This is a genomic window from Veillonellales bacterium, assembly GCA_039680175.1.
Classification (GTDB): Bacteria; Bacillota; Negativicutes; order JAAYSF01; family JAAYSF01; genus JBDKTO01.
On sequence record JBDKTO010000085.1, the window covers coordinates 13,184 to 29,546 of the forward strand.

Here is a 16,363-nt window from a genome sequence, read left to right on the forward strand (position 1 = left end):
TATGCGCCATGAGCTATGAGCTATTCGCCACGTACTATTCCTTCGCCAACAAGCTCCTTCCTGTCATTTCCGGCGGAATTTCGATGCCGACCAATTCCAGGATGGTAGGTGAAATATCAGCCAGGCTTCCCGCTCGCAGCTTCGCCCCTTTGTACTTTTCCGCTACCAGAATAAAGGGTACTCGGTTGGTGGTATGAGCGGTAAAAGGCTCGCCGGTTGCCGGATCAGCCATGCACTCCGCATTGCCGTGATCGGCGGTGATGCAGGTGATTCCCCCCCGGTCCCGCATAGCGTCAACCACCCGTCCCAGACAGGAATCAACCGTGGCCACGGCCTGAACAGCCGCCGCCAGCTTGCCGGTATGACCAACCATATCCCCATTGGCGTAATTCAAGATAATCAAATCATACCTGCCGGTTTTGATTTCCGCTACGACTTTATCAGTTACTGCCAAAGCGCTCATTTCCGGTTTCAGATCATACGTGGCAACCTTCGGCGAAGGAATGAGCACCCGTTCTTCCCCTGTAAAAGGTTTTTCTTCCCCGCCGTTAAAGAAAAAGGTTACATGCGCGTATTTTTCCGTTTCGGCAATCCTCAGCTGAGTGAGCCCCTGCCGGCTGAATACTTCGCCCAGAGTATTTTTTAAATATTGCGGCGCATACGCTACCGGTACAGCCAATGTTTCATCATATTGAGTCATGGTCGCAAAATGAAGGGAAAGCAAGCCTTGCGGACGGATAAAGCCAGCAAAATCCGCGTCCACAAAGGCTCTGGTCAGCTGACGGCCCCGATCCGGCCGGAAATTAAAATAAATTACGCCGTCGCCGGCCTGAATCCCACCGTCGCTGCAATTGTCCACCACGGTTGGGATTACAAACTCATCGGTTTGTCCCTGAGCATACGACTGCTCAACAGCAGCCTGAGCAGTCGCTGCATGCTGGCCCTGCCGCTGCACTAAAGCATTATACGCTTTCTCAACCCGTTCCCACCGCTTATCACGATCCATGGCGTAGTAGCGGCCGGCGATGCTGGCAATTCTGCCGATCCCCAGTTCAGCCATTTTATTTTCCAAGTCTTTCACGTATTCTATCCCGCTGCTGGGAGGAACATCCCTCCCGTCGAGAAAGCAATGGACATAAACCTGGGAAATTCCCTGCCGCTTTGCCATTTCCAGCAAAGCGTACAAATGACGGATATGGCTGTGGACACCGCCGTCGGAGAGCAGCCCCATAAGATGAAGCACACCCCGGCCTGCCTTGGCCTGTTCCATAACCCGGCGCAGTACCCGATTGTCGAAAAATTCTCCGGTGGCAATGGCCTTTGTAATCCGGGTCAGTTCCTGATAGACAACCCGCCCGGCGCCAATGTTTAAGTGTCCTACCTCAGAGTTGCCCATTTGTCCTTCCGGCAGTCCTACCGCCTCGCCGGAACAGGCTAAGCTGGTAGCCGGATACAATTCCGGCAGCAAGTTCATATGAGGCGTAGCAGAATTAGCAATAGCGTTGCTGGGATCATCAGGGCGGCCTATGCCCCATCCATCCAGGATCAGCAAGGCGATTGGCATTCGCAATTTTTCCAAGCCATCCCCTCCTTATTCTAAAATACGCTGTTTTTTCTCTTAAAATTTAACGATTTTGCTAAAGCCAGCAGCATCCAAAGCAGCACCGCCTACCAAAGCGCCGTCGATATCGCTTTTGGCCATTAATTCGGCGATATTGGCCGGTTTTACGCTGCCGCCATACTGAATGCGGACTTCATCTGCCGTACTGCCTTTGAACATAGTTCCGACTGTCTGGCGAATAAAAGCGCATACGCTATTGGCGTCGTCGGCAGATGCCGTCCGACCGGTGCCAATAGCCCAAATCGGTTCATAGGCAATCACCATCCGGGAAATCTGCTCATCGGATAATCCCGCCAAATCAATGCCGACTTGACGTTCCACTATCGCTTCGGTAGTTCCTGCTTCCCGCTGTTCCAATGTTTCACCCACACACAGAATCGGGATCAGATCATTGGCAAAAGCAGCCTTTAATTTTTCGTTGACCGTGCTGTCGGTTTCAGCAAAATACTGGCGGCGTTCCGAGTGGCCGATGATCACATAATCGCAGCCCGCATCTTTCAGCATAGATGGTGAAATCTCACCGGTAAAAGCTCCCTGCTGCTCCCAGTGCATGTTCTGGGCACCCAGCTTGACGGCACTTCCGGCCAGTGCCTGCTTTACCCCCGCTAAAGCAATAAAGGTCGGACAAATGACAATATCTACTTTCTTGGCGTCAGCCGTCAGCTTGACCAGTTCTTTTGTCAGCTGCTGAGCCTCGCCAATAGTTTTATGCATCTTCCAGTTGCCGGCAATAATCGGTTTACGCATACTTGCAATCCCTCCCAGGCTATTAATCTATCTCATTTATCGGCTAAAGCGGCAATGCCCGGCAATACTTTACCTTCCAAAAATTCTAATGATGCGCCGCCGCCGGTGGAAATATGGGTAATCTCTTTAGCCAGACCGGTCTTTTCCAGGGCCGCTATGGAATCACCGCCGCCGACAATGCTGGTGGCCTGAGAAGAAGCAACCGCCTTGGCAACCTTTTCCGTTCCTTTGGCAAAAGCATCCATCTCAAACACCCCCATCGGTCCATTCCACACTACCGTCCTGGCATCCTGCAAAGCCGCGGCGTAAGCAATGCCCGTCTCCGGTCCGATATCAAGCGCCATCCAGCCGTCTTCAATCTCGCCAATCCCGACTACCTTGGTTTTCGCATCGGCCGCAAATTGATCGGCAATCACCACATCAGTCGGCAATAACAAATTCACTTTTTGCTCACGAGCTTTTTCCATCAATTGGCGAGCCAGTTCCAGTTTATCCGCTTCCACCAGGGATTTACCGGTAGAATAGCCTTGAGCCGCAATAAAGGTGTTAGCCATCCCGCCGCCAATGATTAACGTGTCCACTTTGCCCAGCAAATTGTCAATGACGCCGATTTTATCCGATACTTTTGCTCCGCCGATAATAGCAGCAAAGGGACGGACAGGCTGTGTCAGTGCCCTCCCCAGGAAAACAATTTCTTTTTCCATTAAGAAGCCCGCTATCATAGGGATAAATTTAGTGATCCCTTCCACCGATGCATGAGCCCTGTGGGACACACCGAATGCATCATTCACGGCCACATCGGCCAGGCCGGCCAGTTGACGGGCAAAATCCGGATCGTTTTTCTCTTCCGCTTTATGAAAACGCAAATTTTCCAACAGCAAAATTTGCCCCGGCTGCAGCTCTTTGACCTTCCGCTCGGCTTCCGGCCCGATGCAGTCGGACGCGAATTGTACTTCCCGTCCGATGAGCTGCGACAGCTTTTTGCCCACAGGCGCCAGGGAAAACTCCGGCATCACTGTTCCTTTGGGACGTCCCAGATGGCTGGCCAAAATCACGGCTGCATTTTGCGCCAGCAAATATTCCAACGTATTCAGTGTTGCCCGGATGCGGGCATCATTGGTAATATGGCCGCTTTTATCCATCGGAACATTGTAATCGACCCGTACCAATACTTTTTTGCCGCTCAGCTGGACATCACGCAGACATTTTTTCTCCATACTCTTTACCTCCAATGAGGGTCACACTGCTGTGACCCTCTGCTGCATTTTTCTATTTAATTATTATAGATTTTACAGTCCTTTTTTAGCGATAAAGCCAATTAAATCAACGACCCGGTTGGAATAACCCCATTCGTTGTCATACCAGGAGACGACCTTCACCAAATTACCCTCGATAACCATGGTGGACAAAGCGTCAACGATGGAGGAATTTGGATTGCCGTTGAAATCCTTGGATACAAGCGGTTCGTCGCAGTAAGCGAGAACGCCTTTTAATTCGCCTTCCGCCGCTTTCTTCAGTGCGGCATTGATCTCTTCGGCAGTCACTGTTTTATCCAGTTCAGCCACCAAATCAACCACCGATACATTCGGCGTGGGAACCCGCATCGCAAAACCGTTCAACTTGCCCTTCAATTCCGGCAGAACCAGAGCAACCGCTTTGGCGGCGCCGGTGGTTGTCGGAATAATGGACATGCCGGCAGAGCGGGCCCGGCGTAAATCTTTATGGGGCAGATCCAGAATTCTCTGGTCATTGGTATAAGAATGAACCGTGGTCATTAAGCCCCGTTTGATACCAAAACTGTCATGGAGGACTTTGGCAAAAGGAGCCAGGCAGTTGGTGGTGCAGGAAGCATTGGAAATGACATGATGCTTAGCCGCGTCGTATTTATCCTGGTTAACACCCATAACAATGGTGATATCTTCATTTTTTGCCGGCGCGGAAATAACAACTTTTTTCTCCCCTGCAGTCAAATGAGCCGCTGCCTTATCCCGAGCGGTGAACCGTCCGGTTGATTCTACGACCACGTCAACCCCCAAATCTTTCCAGGGAAGGTTAGCCGGGTCTTTTTCCGCCAAAACTTTGATGGTCTTGCCGTTTACAACAATATCATTACCGTCTGCTTTGACTTCTGCATCCAGTATGCCGTGAACGGAATCATACTTTAGCAGATGAGCCAGTGTTTTTGCATCCGTCAAATCATTGACTGCTACAATGTCTACCGCCGGATTGCCCAGCGCCGCCCGAAAAACATTACGGCCAATACGACCAAACCCATTAATTCCTACTTTTGTTGCCATCACATAAATACCCCCTATGTATTATTGTATACCTAAACGGAAAATACGCCGAAACCGGCACCTTCCCGTGGCATTACCTCAAACAAGATTCGCTATTTCCCTGGCGGCAGCTTCGTCAATAACGAGTATATCCTGACCGCCGGCGCTGATAACAGCGACAATGGCCGCCGCCTTTTTCCGGCCGCCGGCCACCGCAATAACCAGACCGATTTGAGCCAAATCAGCCAAGCGCAGGCCCACACTGCTGGTTACATAGACACACTCTCCCTGAAGAGTGCAATAATGTCCCAAAGCTTCCCCCACCGCCCCCTTGCTGACGATGTCTTCCGCCAGCGATGCATCGCAGCTGCGGCGCACCGCCATGTCATGGGCCCTGCCAATGCTATGGATCAGAATATCCGCATGCTTGACCATGTCGATCACACTGGTAATCGTAGCATCACCGGCCATAATGGCTCCCAGAGCCTTCTCACTCACTCCATCCGGGATGTGCAGCAGACGATAATGTCCGCCAATTTTAGCAGCCATGACCGCAGCGATAATATTCGCCTGATATTCAACCTGTTCACCCAGCCCGCCTCTGGCCGGCACTACCGTAGTCGTCGGCGCCGACAGGCAGATGCTTTCGGCCATACCGGCCATTGTCGACCCGCCGCTGACGGCCACCGTCATATTTTCAGTCAAGTGTTGGGCCAGAACATTGGCCGCCGTGCGGCCCAATTCCCGCTTTACGGCACTGTCGAGATCGCTGTCCCCGGGAACAACAATGACTTGTTTTAATCCCAGACGTTCTGCCAGCTCCGTCTCCAATAAGGTAAGGCCCCGCAATAACCGGATATATTCAGCCAAATCGGCAAGAATAGTCTGCCCGTCTTGGGTAACTGTCATGCCTAAAGGTGAAAAATCAACTAACCCGGCAGTTTTCAGAAAATCAACCTGTGCCCGGACGACCCGTTCGCCGATACCTAATGATTGGGACAATGCCCGCCGGCCGATGGGTCCGTCATGCTGCACATGGCGAAGAATATCGTAGCGTTCTTCCACCACAGCAATCAATTCCGGTGCAATTTTGCGATGCAGTTGAACAATTCTTTCCAAGCCTTTTCCCTCCCGGACGTGTTATGTCCCCTAGGAGCATAATGTGTCCCATCATTGCAAAAAAATTTTTTATTATATATTTTAATTTTCGCTGCTTGCTGGTCAAGTCCTGCCAAGTTATTGAAAAAATCCACATTTTTTTAAGAAAAGACTTCCATTTGCAATTGCGGGCAGCAAAGAAACCTTCTCTGCTGCCCGCTCTTCCATCCATTCCTTGAACCCGCCGCGGCGCGGCTAACGCCTCGCGCTGACACCTGATTTGTTTTGAACAACGCCCAGCCGCGGACAACACCTTTCCCAACTTTTAATTCTGGGGAAAAACCATCACTTTATCGAACCGCAAAAACAACTCTTTTCCGTCCGGATAGTCCGCAAACGCTCCCGCCTTGGCAATAACCCGGAGGATGGTATCTTTGACCTTAATCCGGCAGTCGGTAGAATCTCCCATGTAAAACTTATGGGATAAGATTCCCCGCAAATCGCCATTTTCCTGGCTCATAACAATATGCTCCGGCCGGACTGCCACCAACGCCTTGCCGGAAAAGGAGCTCGGCTGATGCAGCGTGTATTGCAGACTGGGCATAACAATTTTATCTGCCGTAACCTCTGCCGGTATAAAATTAACCAGCCCGATAAAATCAGCCACAATCTTGTTCACCGGATTTTCATAAATCTTAATTGGTTTGTCAATCTGCTGAATCACTCCTTGATTCATGACAACGATTCGGTCACTCATAGCCATTGCTTCGGCCTGATCGTGGGTAACATAAATAACGGTAATACCCAGATTGCGCTGCAGTTCCTTAATTTCAAACCGCATACTTTCCCGCAGTTTGGCGTCCAGATTGCTCAGGGGTTCATCCAGCAACAGCAGTCGCGGTTCGCCTACCAGCGCCCGGGCCAAAGCCACCCGCTGCTGCTGCCCGCCTGACAATTGATGGGGATATCGTTTTGCATACCCATCCAGATGAACCAATTCGAGAACCCGATTGGTTTTTGCTTCAATTTCACTTTTGGATACTTTTTTAATTTTTAATGGATAAGCGACATTATTAAAAACAGTCATATGGGGCCAGACGGCATAGGACTGAAAGACCATGCCGATATTGCGCTTTTCCGGCGGCACAAAGGTAACATTTTTACTGGAGCTTACCAGCTTATCCCCAATAGAGATTTCGCCTTCCGTGGCTCGCTCAAACCCTGCCACCATTCGCAGCATCGTTGTCTTGCCACAGCCCGATGGTCCCAGGATGGAAACAAATTCCCCATCCGCAACCGTCAAATTAAAATTATCAACTGCCTTCACTTCCCCAAATTGCTTGGTTATTCCGTCGATTTTGACCTGAGCCATATGTTTTCCTCTCCTTAAATACCAACGTTGCCTTTTGTTATCTTCCGAATAATCAAATTGCCGACAAGCACAATCAGCAAAACCAATACCGAAAGCACGGATGCATTTTGTGGATCGGCATAAGTTTGCAGTTCATACAGCAGCACACCAATTGTTTTTGTCTTCGCCCCATACAAAATGATGGACATGGTAAGCTCATAAAACGAAGGCATAAACACCAGAAACCAGCCGGCGACAATTGATGGTGCGATTAGGGGAAGTAAGATATCTTTACAGGTTCGAATCCAGCTTGCACCGGAATTCAGCGCCGCTTCTTCCAAAGATGAATGCACCTGGCTCAGAGAAGCCGAAATCGTGCGAACTCCCATGGTCAGATATTTGACCATATAGCCAACAATCAGGATGGCAAGAGTAGAATATAGATTTAAGCCGATTTTGCCGGAAAAGGTGATAATCAAAGCCAGAGCAATAACCACACTGGGAGTAGCTCCGCCCAAAGTCGATAAGACATCCGGTATCGTTCGCCCTTTGGCCTTGGTTTTCACCAATAAATAGCTGACTAAGATAGCAATAAAGGTGGAAATCGTCGCCGCAATTGTTGCCGTAATAAAACTGTTTTTAATCGGGACTAAATACTGCTGACTTTGCATAACCGGCAGCCAGTTGGCAAAAGTCAGATTACTGAAGGTAATGGGCTGGGACAAAGATTTGATCATGGAAGTCACCAGAATAGCCGCCAGCGGCAGGAACACTGAAACCAATCCGTAGCCTATCACTATCGCAACAGCCAGCCATTTCCATTTGCCCAGATCTACAATATTCGGTCTGGTGCTTTTGCCGCCAATGGTGACATAATCCTTTTTCCCTACCATATAAGTCATAAAGAACAAAAGGGAATTGGCGATCAGCATTAACGAAACCGCCAAAGCTGTTGCATCCCGGATGCCTTTGCTGTCTCCCATATAGACATAAGTAACAATCCGGGTGGTAAGCACCTCAATCTGAGCCGGCATACCGATAATCGACGGAATGCCGAAACAGGATCCGGCGGCAATAAAGACCAGCAGCCCCCCCGCCAGAATACTGGGAAACATTAGCGGCAGGGTAACATCCACCAGAGCCCGCAGGGGCGAGGCGCCTGAAATCCTGGCAGCTTCCTCCAGTGTAGGATCCATTTTTTCCAAAGCCCGTGAAATCGTGATAAAAGCAAAAGGTGAATAAAACAGGGTCAATACCCAAACAAGACCGCTCATACTGTAAATGTTAAAGGGCGAAGCTGTTAAGTGAAACCAGCTTACCAGTAGTGTATTCACATAACCGACACTGGGATTCAGCAGCTGGGCCCAGGCAATGGCACCCACATAAGGCGGAATCATATACGTTGCAACAAAAGACGTACGGAAAAATCCCTTGGCCGGAAGATTCGTTCTGCCGACAAGCCAGGCCAGGGGAAAAGAAATCACCAAACTAAGCCCCATCACCAGCAATGACAACTTAAAGGTATTCATTAAAGCCGTCCAGTTCACGACTTTACTATATACGGTTTGGTAATTGCTGAAATTAATGCTGCCGCCGGCCATAAAGCTGTTATATACCAAATATACCATCGGCACAACAACAAAAAACACCAATACGGCGACTGCCAATAATATAACGAGCCACTTAGCATCTAAACGAGAAAAAATCCCCCGGATACTCACAAAGCCGTCCTCCTATAAGCGGGGTGAAGATTGCTCTTCACCCCGCCGGTAGCTTATTTATCTAATACTGTTGCTCTAAAGGTGTCCTTAATTTTTTCCGCATCTTGGGAAAGCTTATCCCAATCTAATTTGAAGGATTTGTCAATAAATGTCTTTAACGCCGGTGCGCCTTTAGGCGGTTCCACATCATCCCGCACCGAATGCATCCAGCCTTTAACTACCGCTTCCTGCCCTTCCTTCGACAGCCACCAGTTCAGTACGGCCTGTGCTGCCTCCGGATTTTTGCTGTCCTTCATAATTGCAATCGGGCTGGGAATAACAACCGTTCCGTCTTCCGGATATACGACTTTTACCGGTTCTCCCTTAGCGGCCATTTTAAGAATATTTTCTTCCAGAATAACAACCGCCAGATATTCACCGGTTATCAGTTTATTTTGAATAGCGGCGTTTCCTTCTTCAACCTTCAAACCATTGTTTTTTAAAGCCGTAAAATAGTCCCAACCGAACTTGTCGGACAAAGCTCCCGCCGTTACATAAGCGGTGCCGGACAACAGTGGACTGGGCATTGCAATCCGCCCGTTCCATTTGGGATCAAGCAGATCCTGCCAGGATTTCGGCGCATCGGCCGGGTTGACCTTGCTGGTGTTATAGGCGATTACCATATTGGATATCCGCACACCGGTCCAGTAACCGTCTGCGTCTTTATTGATTTTGACATCCTTACGGTTCGGAGCGTCATATTTGAGCAGCAATCCTTGATTTTTTAGCGTTATGTAGTAGGATGGATCCGCTACCATCAGCAAATCGGCTTGAACTTTATTCGCCTCAATTTCACCGGAAACCTTGGTCATAACTTTTTCCGTTCCTCCCTGGAACCATTGGATCTCCAAATCAGGAAAAGCCTTTGCCAGAGCCGGTTTTACCGATTCAATGATGTCAGGATAAATTGAGGTGTAAATCATTACCGTCCCCTTAGGCCCTCCCCCCGCCTTTGGCTTATCGGCGGTAGAACTGCCACAGCCGGCAAACACCATAGCCAGGAAAGTAACCGCCGCAATCAAAGCCACACAAACAAGCATTCGTTTCTTCACTACAAAATCTCCCCTTTCTTAAATTATAAATACCAAGAATGTTCGTACTATAAGTCATTCTCATTTAAACAGCAACATTCCTGCCGGATTGAACAAATTATTTAAGTTAAACTCCCTCTGCGTTCTTTGCGATTAACGTCCCCCCATTGCGCCGGGCCTCTAATTATGCAAAAAAGTCCAATTACACCAGAACACAGCCTAGTGTAATTGGACTTTTCTCTTCTCCGGTCCAATGCAAACTATTATCTTCTTTATTATATTTTCCACTAAATTTTGAATATTCCTTCCTGCAAAGAAAATTTTTCATTCCACTTCACCGAATAAATTCCGTCAATCATCATCAGGCTGGATGTCATTCCATTTGTATTCGCTTCTTCAGGCAGCCGCAAGGCTATCGATAAAAGCAAATGCTGATTGCTCTCCTCCTCAATCCGGATGTCCTGAATGCTGATTCCCGAACTGCCAAAATAGCCGCAAATCTTGCCAATCTGTCCCGGTTGGTCAATCGCATCAATGCTGACCATCATCACGCCGTCAATATGAACGGCCTTCTCAAACCGCTGCAGCATAGTCAGGGTTAAAAATACCAGCACAGTAGCAAATAAGGCGCTGAAATAATAACCGCTGCCTACAGCCAGCCCCACTCCGGAAACGACCCATAAGCTGGCTGCGGTAGTCAACCCCTTTATCGTCGCCCCTTCCTTCATAATGGTCCCGGCACCAAGAAAGCCAATACCGCTGACCACCTGCGCCGCCAAACGGGTTGGATCCGCATTTGTCAAGCCCTGTACCGTATGGTAAATATTAATGGACAAAACCATGATCAGGCAGGAACCGATGCAGACAAGCACATGCGTTCTCAGCCCGGCAGACTTGTTACAAGCCTGCCGTTCATAGCCGATCAAGCCGCCTAACAATAATGCAACCACCAGCCGGATAAAAACATCAATGTCCGCAATCAAGTTTCTCCCCCCATCCTCTTGCATCAACAGGCCGTCGCCATCGCCGCTTATTCCGCGCCTTAGCTAAACCAAAATCCACAAATACCTGCCAGGAATGCGACGACCAAAGCCTGAAACAATAATGATAAAACGTCCCGCCCATCTACCTTAGCCATATTCCTCGCTCCTCTCCTTAATAAAAAGATTCCTGACAAAACTACACAAAAAGTGTAACTTTAGTCAGGAATCTCTCTATTCTCCATTCCCAATTGTTCATTTTTTGAATTTTCTTATAATCTTATCTTGCTTTTATTGTAACCGTCCGAAAAAAATTTGTCAAGCTATATAATGCTCCGAAAAGCTATTTTTGCAATGTATACACAGTATTCCACAACTCCCGTTTGCTGGCGCTTACGGCATAAATTCCGTTTTGCAACGACTGCTGAACGTCCTCGGGAGTGTGCATCAGTCCTCCGGCCAAAATAGGCAGCTGAGTTTCCTCTGCCAGCAGACGGACTACGCTGGCGGGAATGGATGCCGGCAATACTTCCAGGGCGTCCGGCTGAAACTTGCGCAGAAGATGAAGACCGGTTTTCAAGGCATCCGAATCCAGTAAAAATAACCGCTGGATTACCAGCATCCCCTCTTCCCGGCCAATTTTGCATAAGTGGGATTTCGTCGTAATCAGTCCCGTAACTCCTAAGCGGGCTAAAAACCGGATACCTGCCTCATCCTTGCCGATTCCTTCCAGTAAATCCAGATGTACCAAGAGCCGCTTCCGGTAAGCCTGCGCCTGAGCCAAAAGATCCGGCAGCATAATAATATCGCCGAACAGCAAAATAATACTCGCCGAATCCGTTTTAGTAATCGCGTATTTAAAGTCTTCCGGCGTACGCGGCGCCGGTATCACCTGGCCGGCAGAACACAATAAATTCAAAAAGTTAGAGGTTGACAAAGGCTTCGCCTCATCTCAATTTTCTATTTTACTGATATTCTATGCTTTCACCGCTGAAAAAGTCCCTAATCAATTAAACAGTCTTTTTTTACACTCATGACTCCATTCAGCTGAGATAAATCGGCAATTAGTTTTTCCTGATTTACTTCCCGCCGGAACCGCAATGCAAAAGTAACAACCAGCAAATGCTCCTGTTCCTCAATTTTGATGTCCCGAATACTGCCGCCGGCTTCTCCCAAAGCAACACTGATCAAACCCAGCTGACCGGGAGTATCAATCGTTATCACCGTTAAACTAAAAGCCCGGTCACTGCACATTCTATGTTCCATCTTCGCTAAAATTGTCAGGGTAACAAACACCAATAAGGTTGTGGCCAGAGCGCTGGTATAATAGCCGCTGCCTACAGCAAGGCCAACCCCGGATACTACCCACAAACTGGCGGCGGTGGTCAGTCCTTTGATTGTCGGTCCTTCCTTTAATATACTGCCGGCGCCTAAAAATCCAATGCCGCTGACTACCTGGGCAGCCAGACGGGTAGGATCGGCGTTGGTTTGCCCCTGCACCGACTGATAAATGTTTATCGAGAGTACCATAATCAGGCAGGAACCTACGGCAACCAGAATGTGAGTCCGCAATCCGGCCGACTTATGATGGGACTGACGCTCGTAACCGATTACTCCGGCCAATACAGCGGCAGCCACCAGCCGCAAGGCAATCTCCCAGTCCGCTATCATATCCCATCCCCCTTTTCCGCTCCCATCGCCATATTGCTATTATAATATCACAAATAAACTATCTCCGTCAGTATCTTTTTCGTCTGCTTGACGCGGCAATTCCCAATTCTTCCCTGTACTTTGTCACCGTGCGGCGGCAAATCCCAATCCCCCGCTCCTGCAGTATATTGCTGATATGCTGGTCACTAAGCGGCGCAGTCGCGTCTTCGCCGGTAATCAACTGCTTAATTTCCTGTTTCACATTGGATGCGGCAATATCTTCACCGGCCGTTCCCGACACACCGGCAGAAAAAAAGGAACGCAAGCTAACCAAGCCATAGGGAGTGGCCGCATATTTATTGGCCGTCGCCCGGCTCACCGTTGACTCGTGAATTCCCAGACGATCCGCCACTGTTTTCATAACCAGGGGCCGTAAATATTTCGGTCCGTAATCGAAAAAGCTGCGCTGTAAATCAACAATGGCCTGCGTAACATTATAAAGCGTGCGCCGCCGCTGTTCAATGCTTTTGACTACCCAAAGAGCGGCTTGCAGCCGTCCTTCCACATACTTCCGGGCCTCCGGATTTCCTTCCCGGGCCAGATTGCGGTAGCTGGAACTGATGGTAAGCCGCGGCACCATTTGATCATTCACGCTGATGACATAATCATCTTCCCGCCGCTCAATACTCACATCAGGCAATATATAATCAAGCCGTCCCCGACCGAAAGCCTGACCCGGCTTCGGATTCAGTCTTTTGATAATGTCCACTGCCTGCTGCACTTCCCTCAGGGAGCACTGCAATGCTGCTGCGATTCCTTTTAGGCTGCCTTTCGCCAAGTCCGGCAAATGATCCGACACAATACTCTGAACCAGCTTGCTGTCAATTTCCCGCTGCTGCAGCTGAATTGTCAGACACTCTTTTAGATTCCGGGCGCCAACACCCTCCGGATCAAATTTTTGAATCATGGCTAAGGCGTTTTCAACTACTGTCGAAGAAGCTCCTGTTATTTTTTTAATCTCATCCACCGTTCCGCAAAGATAGCCATTATCATCAATACAGCCTATCAGGTAGCGGCCGACAGCCTTTATTTTCCCATCCGCCGTTGCTAAATCAAGCTGAAGTTCCAAATGTTCATGCAGAGTAATCGTGCTGGCGGCAAAGGTTTCAAATGTGGCTTTGTCCTCGTTTCTCCGTATGGAATAGTCCGTCCCCCCGCCTGCCAGATAATCGGTAAATTCCCCATAATCATTGGCATCATTACTGCTATCTTCTGTTGGCTGCTCTTCCGATAGCTCCGGCTGCCGTTCTTCGATATCCAGTAATGGATTCTCCCGCATTTCCTCTTCGACCATAGCCGCCAGTTCCAGTGAAGAAAGTTGCAAAATGGCAATGGCTTGACGTAATTGAGGTGTCATAACCAATTTTTGCTGCATTTCTAATTTCAGACCACAGTCCATATGCTCACCTTCCCTCTTGCCTTCACTTTACTTAATATATATGAACCCTTACGAATAATTAGAAGGATAACCACTTAACAAATTCGCGGCAACTGAGCCCCCGTCAGCATATCCAGCAGGCGGACTCCGCCAATGGCTGTAGAAAGCCCAACCTGTCCCGGCCGCTGCCCAATTACCGAGCCGATGACGCAAGCCTGCCGCCCATAAGGATGTCCGTGCATAATCTCCAATATCTGAGACGAATACTCCGGTTCAACAAATAGCAGCATTTTCCCTTCATTGGCCAGATAAAGCGGATCAAAGCCAAGAATATCACAAGTTGCTCTTACGGCAGCCTGTACCGGAATGCTTGTCTCCTCCAGCATAATGCCTACCTGGGACTGCTCCGCGATTTCGTTAAGAGCCGTCGCCAAGCCGCCCCGGGTCGGATCCCGCAACACCGCTGTCTGAGGCACACGGGACAAGATTTGCTCAACCAGCCCGTTTAAAGGAGCACAATCACTGACTATGGTTTCCGGCAAAACCAATCCATGCCGTTCACTCATGACTGCAATAGAATGTTCCCCCAGTGTCCCACTTAAAATTATATCCTGTCCCGGCCTGGCCTGACAACCGGAAACATTTACGTTTTCCCTGATTTGCCCCACCCCGGCGGTATTAATGTAAATTCCGTCTACCGCTCCTTTTTCTACTACCTTGGTATCACCGGTCACGATCTGTACCCCGGCCCGGCTGGCAGTTTCCGCCATGGAATCAACAATCCGTTTCAAATCAACCAGGGGAAACCCTTCCTCCAATACGAAGGCGGCGCTCAGATAGAGAGGCACGGCGCCGGTCATGGCCAAATCATTGACTGTGCCGCAAACCGCTAGTTTGCCAATATTCCCGCCAGGAAAAAACAAGGGCTTCACCACATAAGAATCGGTGGTAAAGGCGAGTCCGGCCCCGTTAATGGAAAACCGGGCTCCGTCATGCATCTCCCCTAAAATTGGGTTGGCGAAAGCCGGCCACATTACCTGATTGACCAAATCATGGCTGAGCTTGCCGCCGCTGCCATGGGCTAACTGAATCCGTTCCATCGTCATAACTGCCATCTCCCTGCTCCATATTTGTGCCAGGCGGCACACGTTCCTTCCACCGACACCATACAGGAGCCGACCGGATGATCCGGTGTACAGGATCTGCCAAACAGCGGACAGGCTGTCGGTTTGATGCTGCCCTGGAGAATTTCACCGCAGCGGCAGCCCTTTGGCTCGCTGGCAGGTTCCACAACCACCGGCAGCTTGCTCCGGGAATCAAAAGCGGAATATCCAGGCCGCAATACAAGACCGGATGATGGAATCATTCCCAATCCCCGCCAGACAGTATCAGCCGGCTGATAAACTTGTTCCAGTAATTTGCAGGCCGCCGGATTACCGGCAGCAGGCACAATTCGGCTGTACTGGTTTTCCAATTTCGCTGCGCCATCTTCCAGCTGCCGGACCAGCATATAAACCGACTGGAGAATATCCAGGGGATCAAAACCGGCAATCACCGCCGGAATGCCAAAATTCCGCTGCAAAAAACGGTAGGGCTCCACTCCGATGACAGCACTGACATGGCCGGGCAGCAAAAAACCATCCACCCTGACTCCCGGCCGGTCGAGGAGCGCCTGCAATGCCGGCGGCACCAGTTTATGGGAAGATAATACCGAAAAATTTTTTAAATCGGCCCGGGCTGCGGTAAGAACAGTGGCGGCGGCAGTAGGCGCCGTAGTCTCAAAACCAACTGCCAGGAAAATAACTTGCTTGTCGGGATAATCTCGGGCAATATCCAAACTTTCCAAAGGTGAATATACAATACGAATATCCGCTCCGGCCGCCTTTTCCACCAGTAAGCTTGAGGACGATCCCGGCACCCGCAGCATATCGCCAAAAGTAGTGAGTATCACATTCGGCTGGCGGCTGTAAGCAATCGCCGTATCCAAATATTCATTCGGTGTTACGCAAACCGGACAACCGGGGCCGCTGACCAGCTCCACCCCCGCTGGCAGCAGTTGGCGAATACCGGCTTTAAATATGGCAACCGTATGCGTACCGCACACTTCCATTAACCGCAGCGGCCGTTTGACCCGATGACTGATTTCAGTCGTGAAAAAACCGGCAGTCCGCCGCTGCTCCTCAGGCGTCAAGCTCTGCATATTTTTCCAGCTCCTTAAACAACTCCAGCGTTTTTTTGGCTTCTGCCTCATCCAACCGCTGGATGGCAAAGCCGGCATGGATTAAGACGAAATCCCCTGCTTGGGCCTCCGGCAGCAGCATCAGACTCACCTTTCGAGTCACGCCGCTTATATCCACCGTTGCCAGCATATCCTGCTTGTCGACGATCTTTCCCGGTACGGCTAAACACAT

General features: G+C 49.7%; 15 protein-coding genes. All 15 read right to left on the bottom strand.

The window, feature by feature from the left end:
• Positions 1 to 34 precede the first annotated feature (34 nt).
• Positions 35 to 1,564: a 2,3-bisphosphoglycerate-independent phosphoglycerate mutase gene (gene gpmI, locus ABFC84_14190; protein ID MEN6413888.1), complete on the bottom strand. Its 1,530-nt coding sequence runs from the start codon at positions 1,562 to 1,564 to the stop codon at positions 35 to 37.
• A gap of 54 nt (positions 1,565 to 1,618) precedes the next feature.
• Entirely contained in the window at positions 1,619 to 2,368 is a 750-nt protein-coding gene (tpiA, locus tag ABFC84_14195; GenBank protein ID MEN6413889.1) for a triose-phosphate isomerase, read from the bottom strand.
• A 32-nt stretch (positions 2,369 to 2,400) separates the two neighbouring features.
• Positions 2,401 to 3,585: a phosphoglycerate kinase gene (locus ABFC84_14200; protein MEN6413890.1), complete on the bottom strand. Its 1,185-nt coding sequence runs from the start codon at positions 3,583 to 3,585 to the stop codon at positions 2,401 to 2,403.
• 72 nt (positions 3,586 to 3,657) lie between these two features.
• Positions 3,658 to 4,665: a type I glyceraldehyde-3-phosphate dehydrogenase gene (gene gap, locus ABFC84_14205; GenBank protein ID MEN6413891.1), complete on the bottom strand. Its 1,008-nt coding sequence runs from the start codon at positions 4,663 to 4,665 to the stop codon at positions 3,658 to 3,660.
• Positions 4,666 to 4,743: 78 nt separating this feature from the next.
• A complete protein-coding gene (locus ABFC84_14210; protein MEN6413892.1) occupies positions 4,744 to 5,763 on the bottom strand; it encodes a sugar-binding domain-containing protein in 1,020 nt (339 codons plus the stop codon).
• Between the two features lie 304 nt (positions 5,764 to 6,067).
• Entirely contained in the window at positions 6,068 to 7,114 is a 1,047-nt protein-coding gene (locus ABFC84_14215) for an ABC transporter ATP-binding protein (GenBank protein ID MEN6413893.1), read from the bottom strand.
• A 14-nt stretch (positions 7,115 to 7,128) separates the two neighbouring features.
• Positions 7,129 to 8,814, bottom strand: coding sequence for an iron ABC transporter permease (locus tag ABFC84_14220; GenBank protein MEN6413894.1), 1,686 nt, complete (start codon positions 8,812 to 8,814; stop codon positions 7,129 to 7,131).
• Between the two features lie 53 nt (positions 8,815 to 8,867).
• On the bottom strand, positions 8,868 to 9,905 hold the full coding sequence (locus tag ABFC84_14225; protein MEN6413895.1) for an ABC transporter substrate-binding protein: 1,038 nt from the start codon (positions 9,903 to 9,905) through the stop codon (positions 8,868 to 8,870).
• Between the two features lie 266 nt (positions 9,906 to 10,171).
• Complete coding sequence (locus tag ABFC84_14230) at positions 10,172 to 10,867, bottom strand: MgtC/SapB family protein (protein MEN6413896.1); 696 nt, start codon at positions 10,865 to 10,867, stop codon at positions 10,172 to 10,174.
• Between the two features lie 340 nt (positions 10,868 to 11,207).
• The gene (locus ABFC84_14235; GenBank protein ID MEN6413897.1) at positions 11,208 to 11,783 is read right to left on the bottom strand and encodes a glycerol-3-phosphate responsive antiterminator; all 576 of its coding nucleotides are present in this window, start codon (positions 11,781 to 11,783) and stop codon (positions 11,208 to 11,210) included.
• 83 nt (positions 11,784 to 11,866) lie between these two features.
• Entirely contained in the window at positions 11,867 to 12,535 is a 669-nt protein-coding gene (locus ABFC84_14240) for an MgtC/SapB family protein (protein MEN6413898.1), read from the bottom strand.
• A gap of 67 nt (positions 12,536 to 12,602) precedes the next feature.
• Positions 12,603 to 13,973, bottom strand: coding sequence for an RNA polymerase factor sigma-54 (rpoN, locus tag ABFC84_14245; GenBank protein ID MEN6413899.1), 1,371 nt, complete (start codon positions 13,971 to 13,973; stop codon positions 12,603 to 12,605).
• Between the two features lie 74 nt (positions 13,974 to 14,047).
• Positions 14,048 to 15,058, bottom strand: a complete 1,011-nt coding sequence (gene hypE, locus ABFC84_14250) for a hydrogenase expression/formation protein HypE (protein MEN6413900.1) — start codon at positions 15,056 to 15,058, stop codon at positions 14,048 to 14,050.
• Positions 15,055 to 16,152, bottom strand: a complete 1,098-nt coding sequence (hypD, locus tag ABFC84_14255; protein ID MEN6413901.1) for a hydrogenase formation protein HypD — start codon at positions 16,150 to 16,152, stop codon at positions 15,055 to 15,057. Before hypD ends, hypE begins: the two co-directional genes overlap by 4 nt.
• Entirely contained in the window at positions 16,133 to 16,363 is a 231-nt protein-coding gene (locus ABFC84_14260; protein ID MEN6413902.1) for a HypC/HybG/HupF family hydrogenase formation chaperone, read from the bottom strand. Before ABFC84_14260 ends, hypD begins: the two co-directional genes overlap by 20 nt.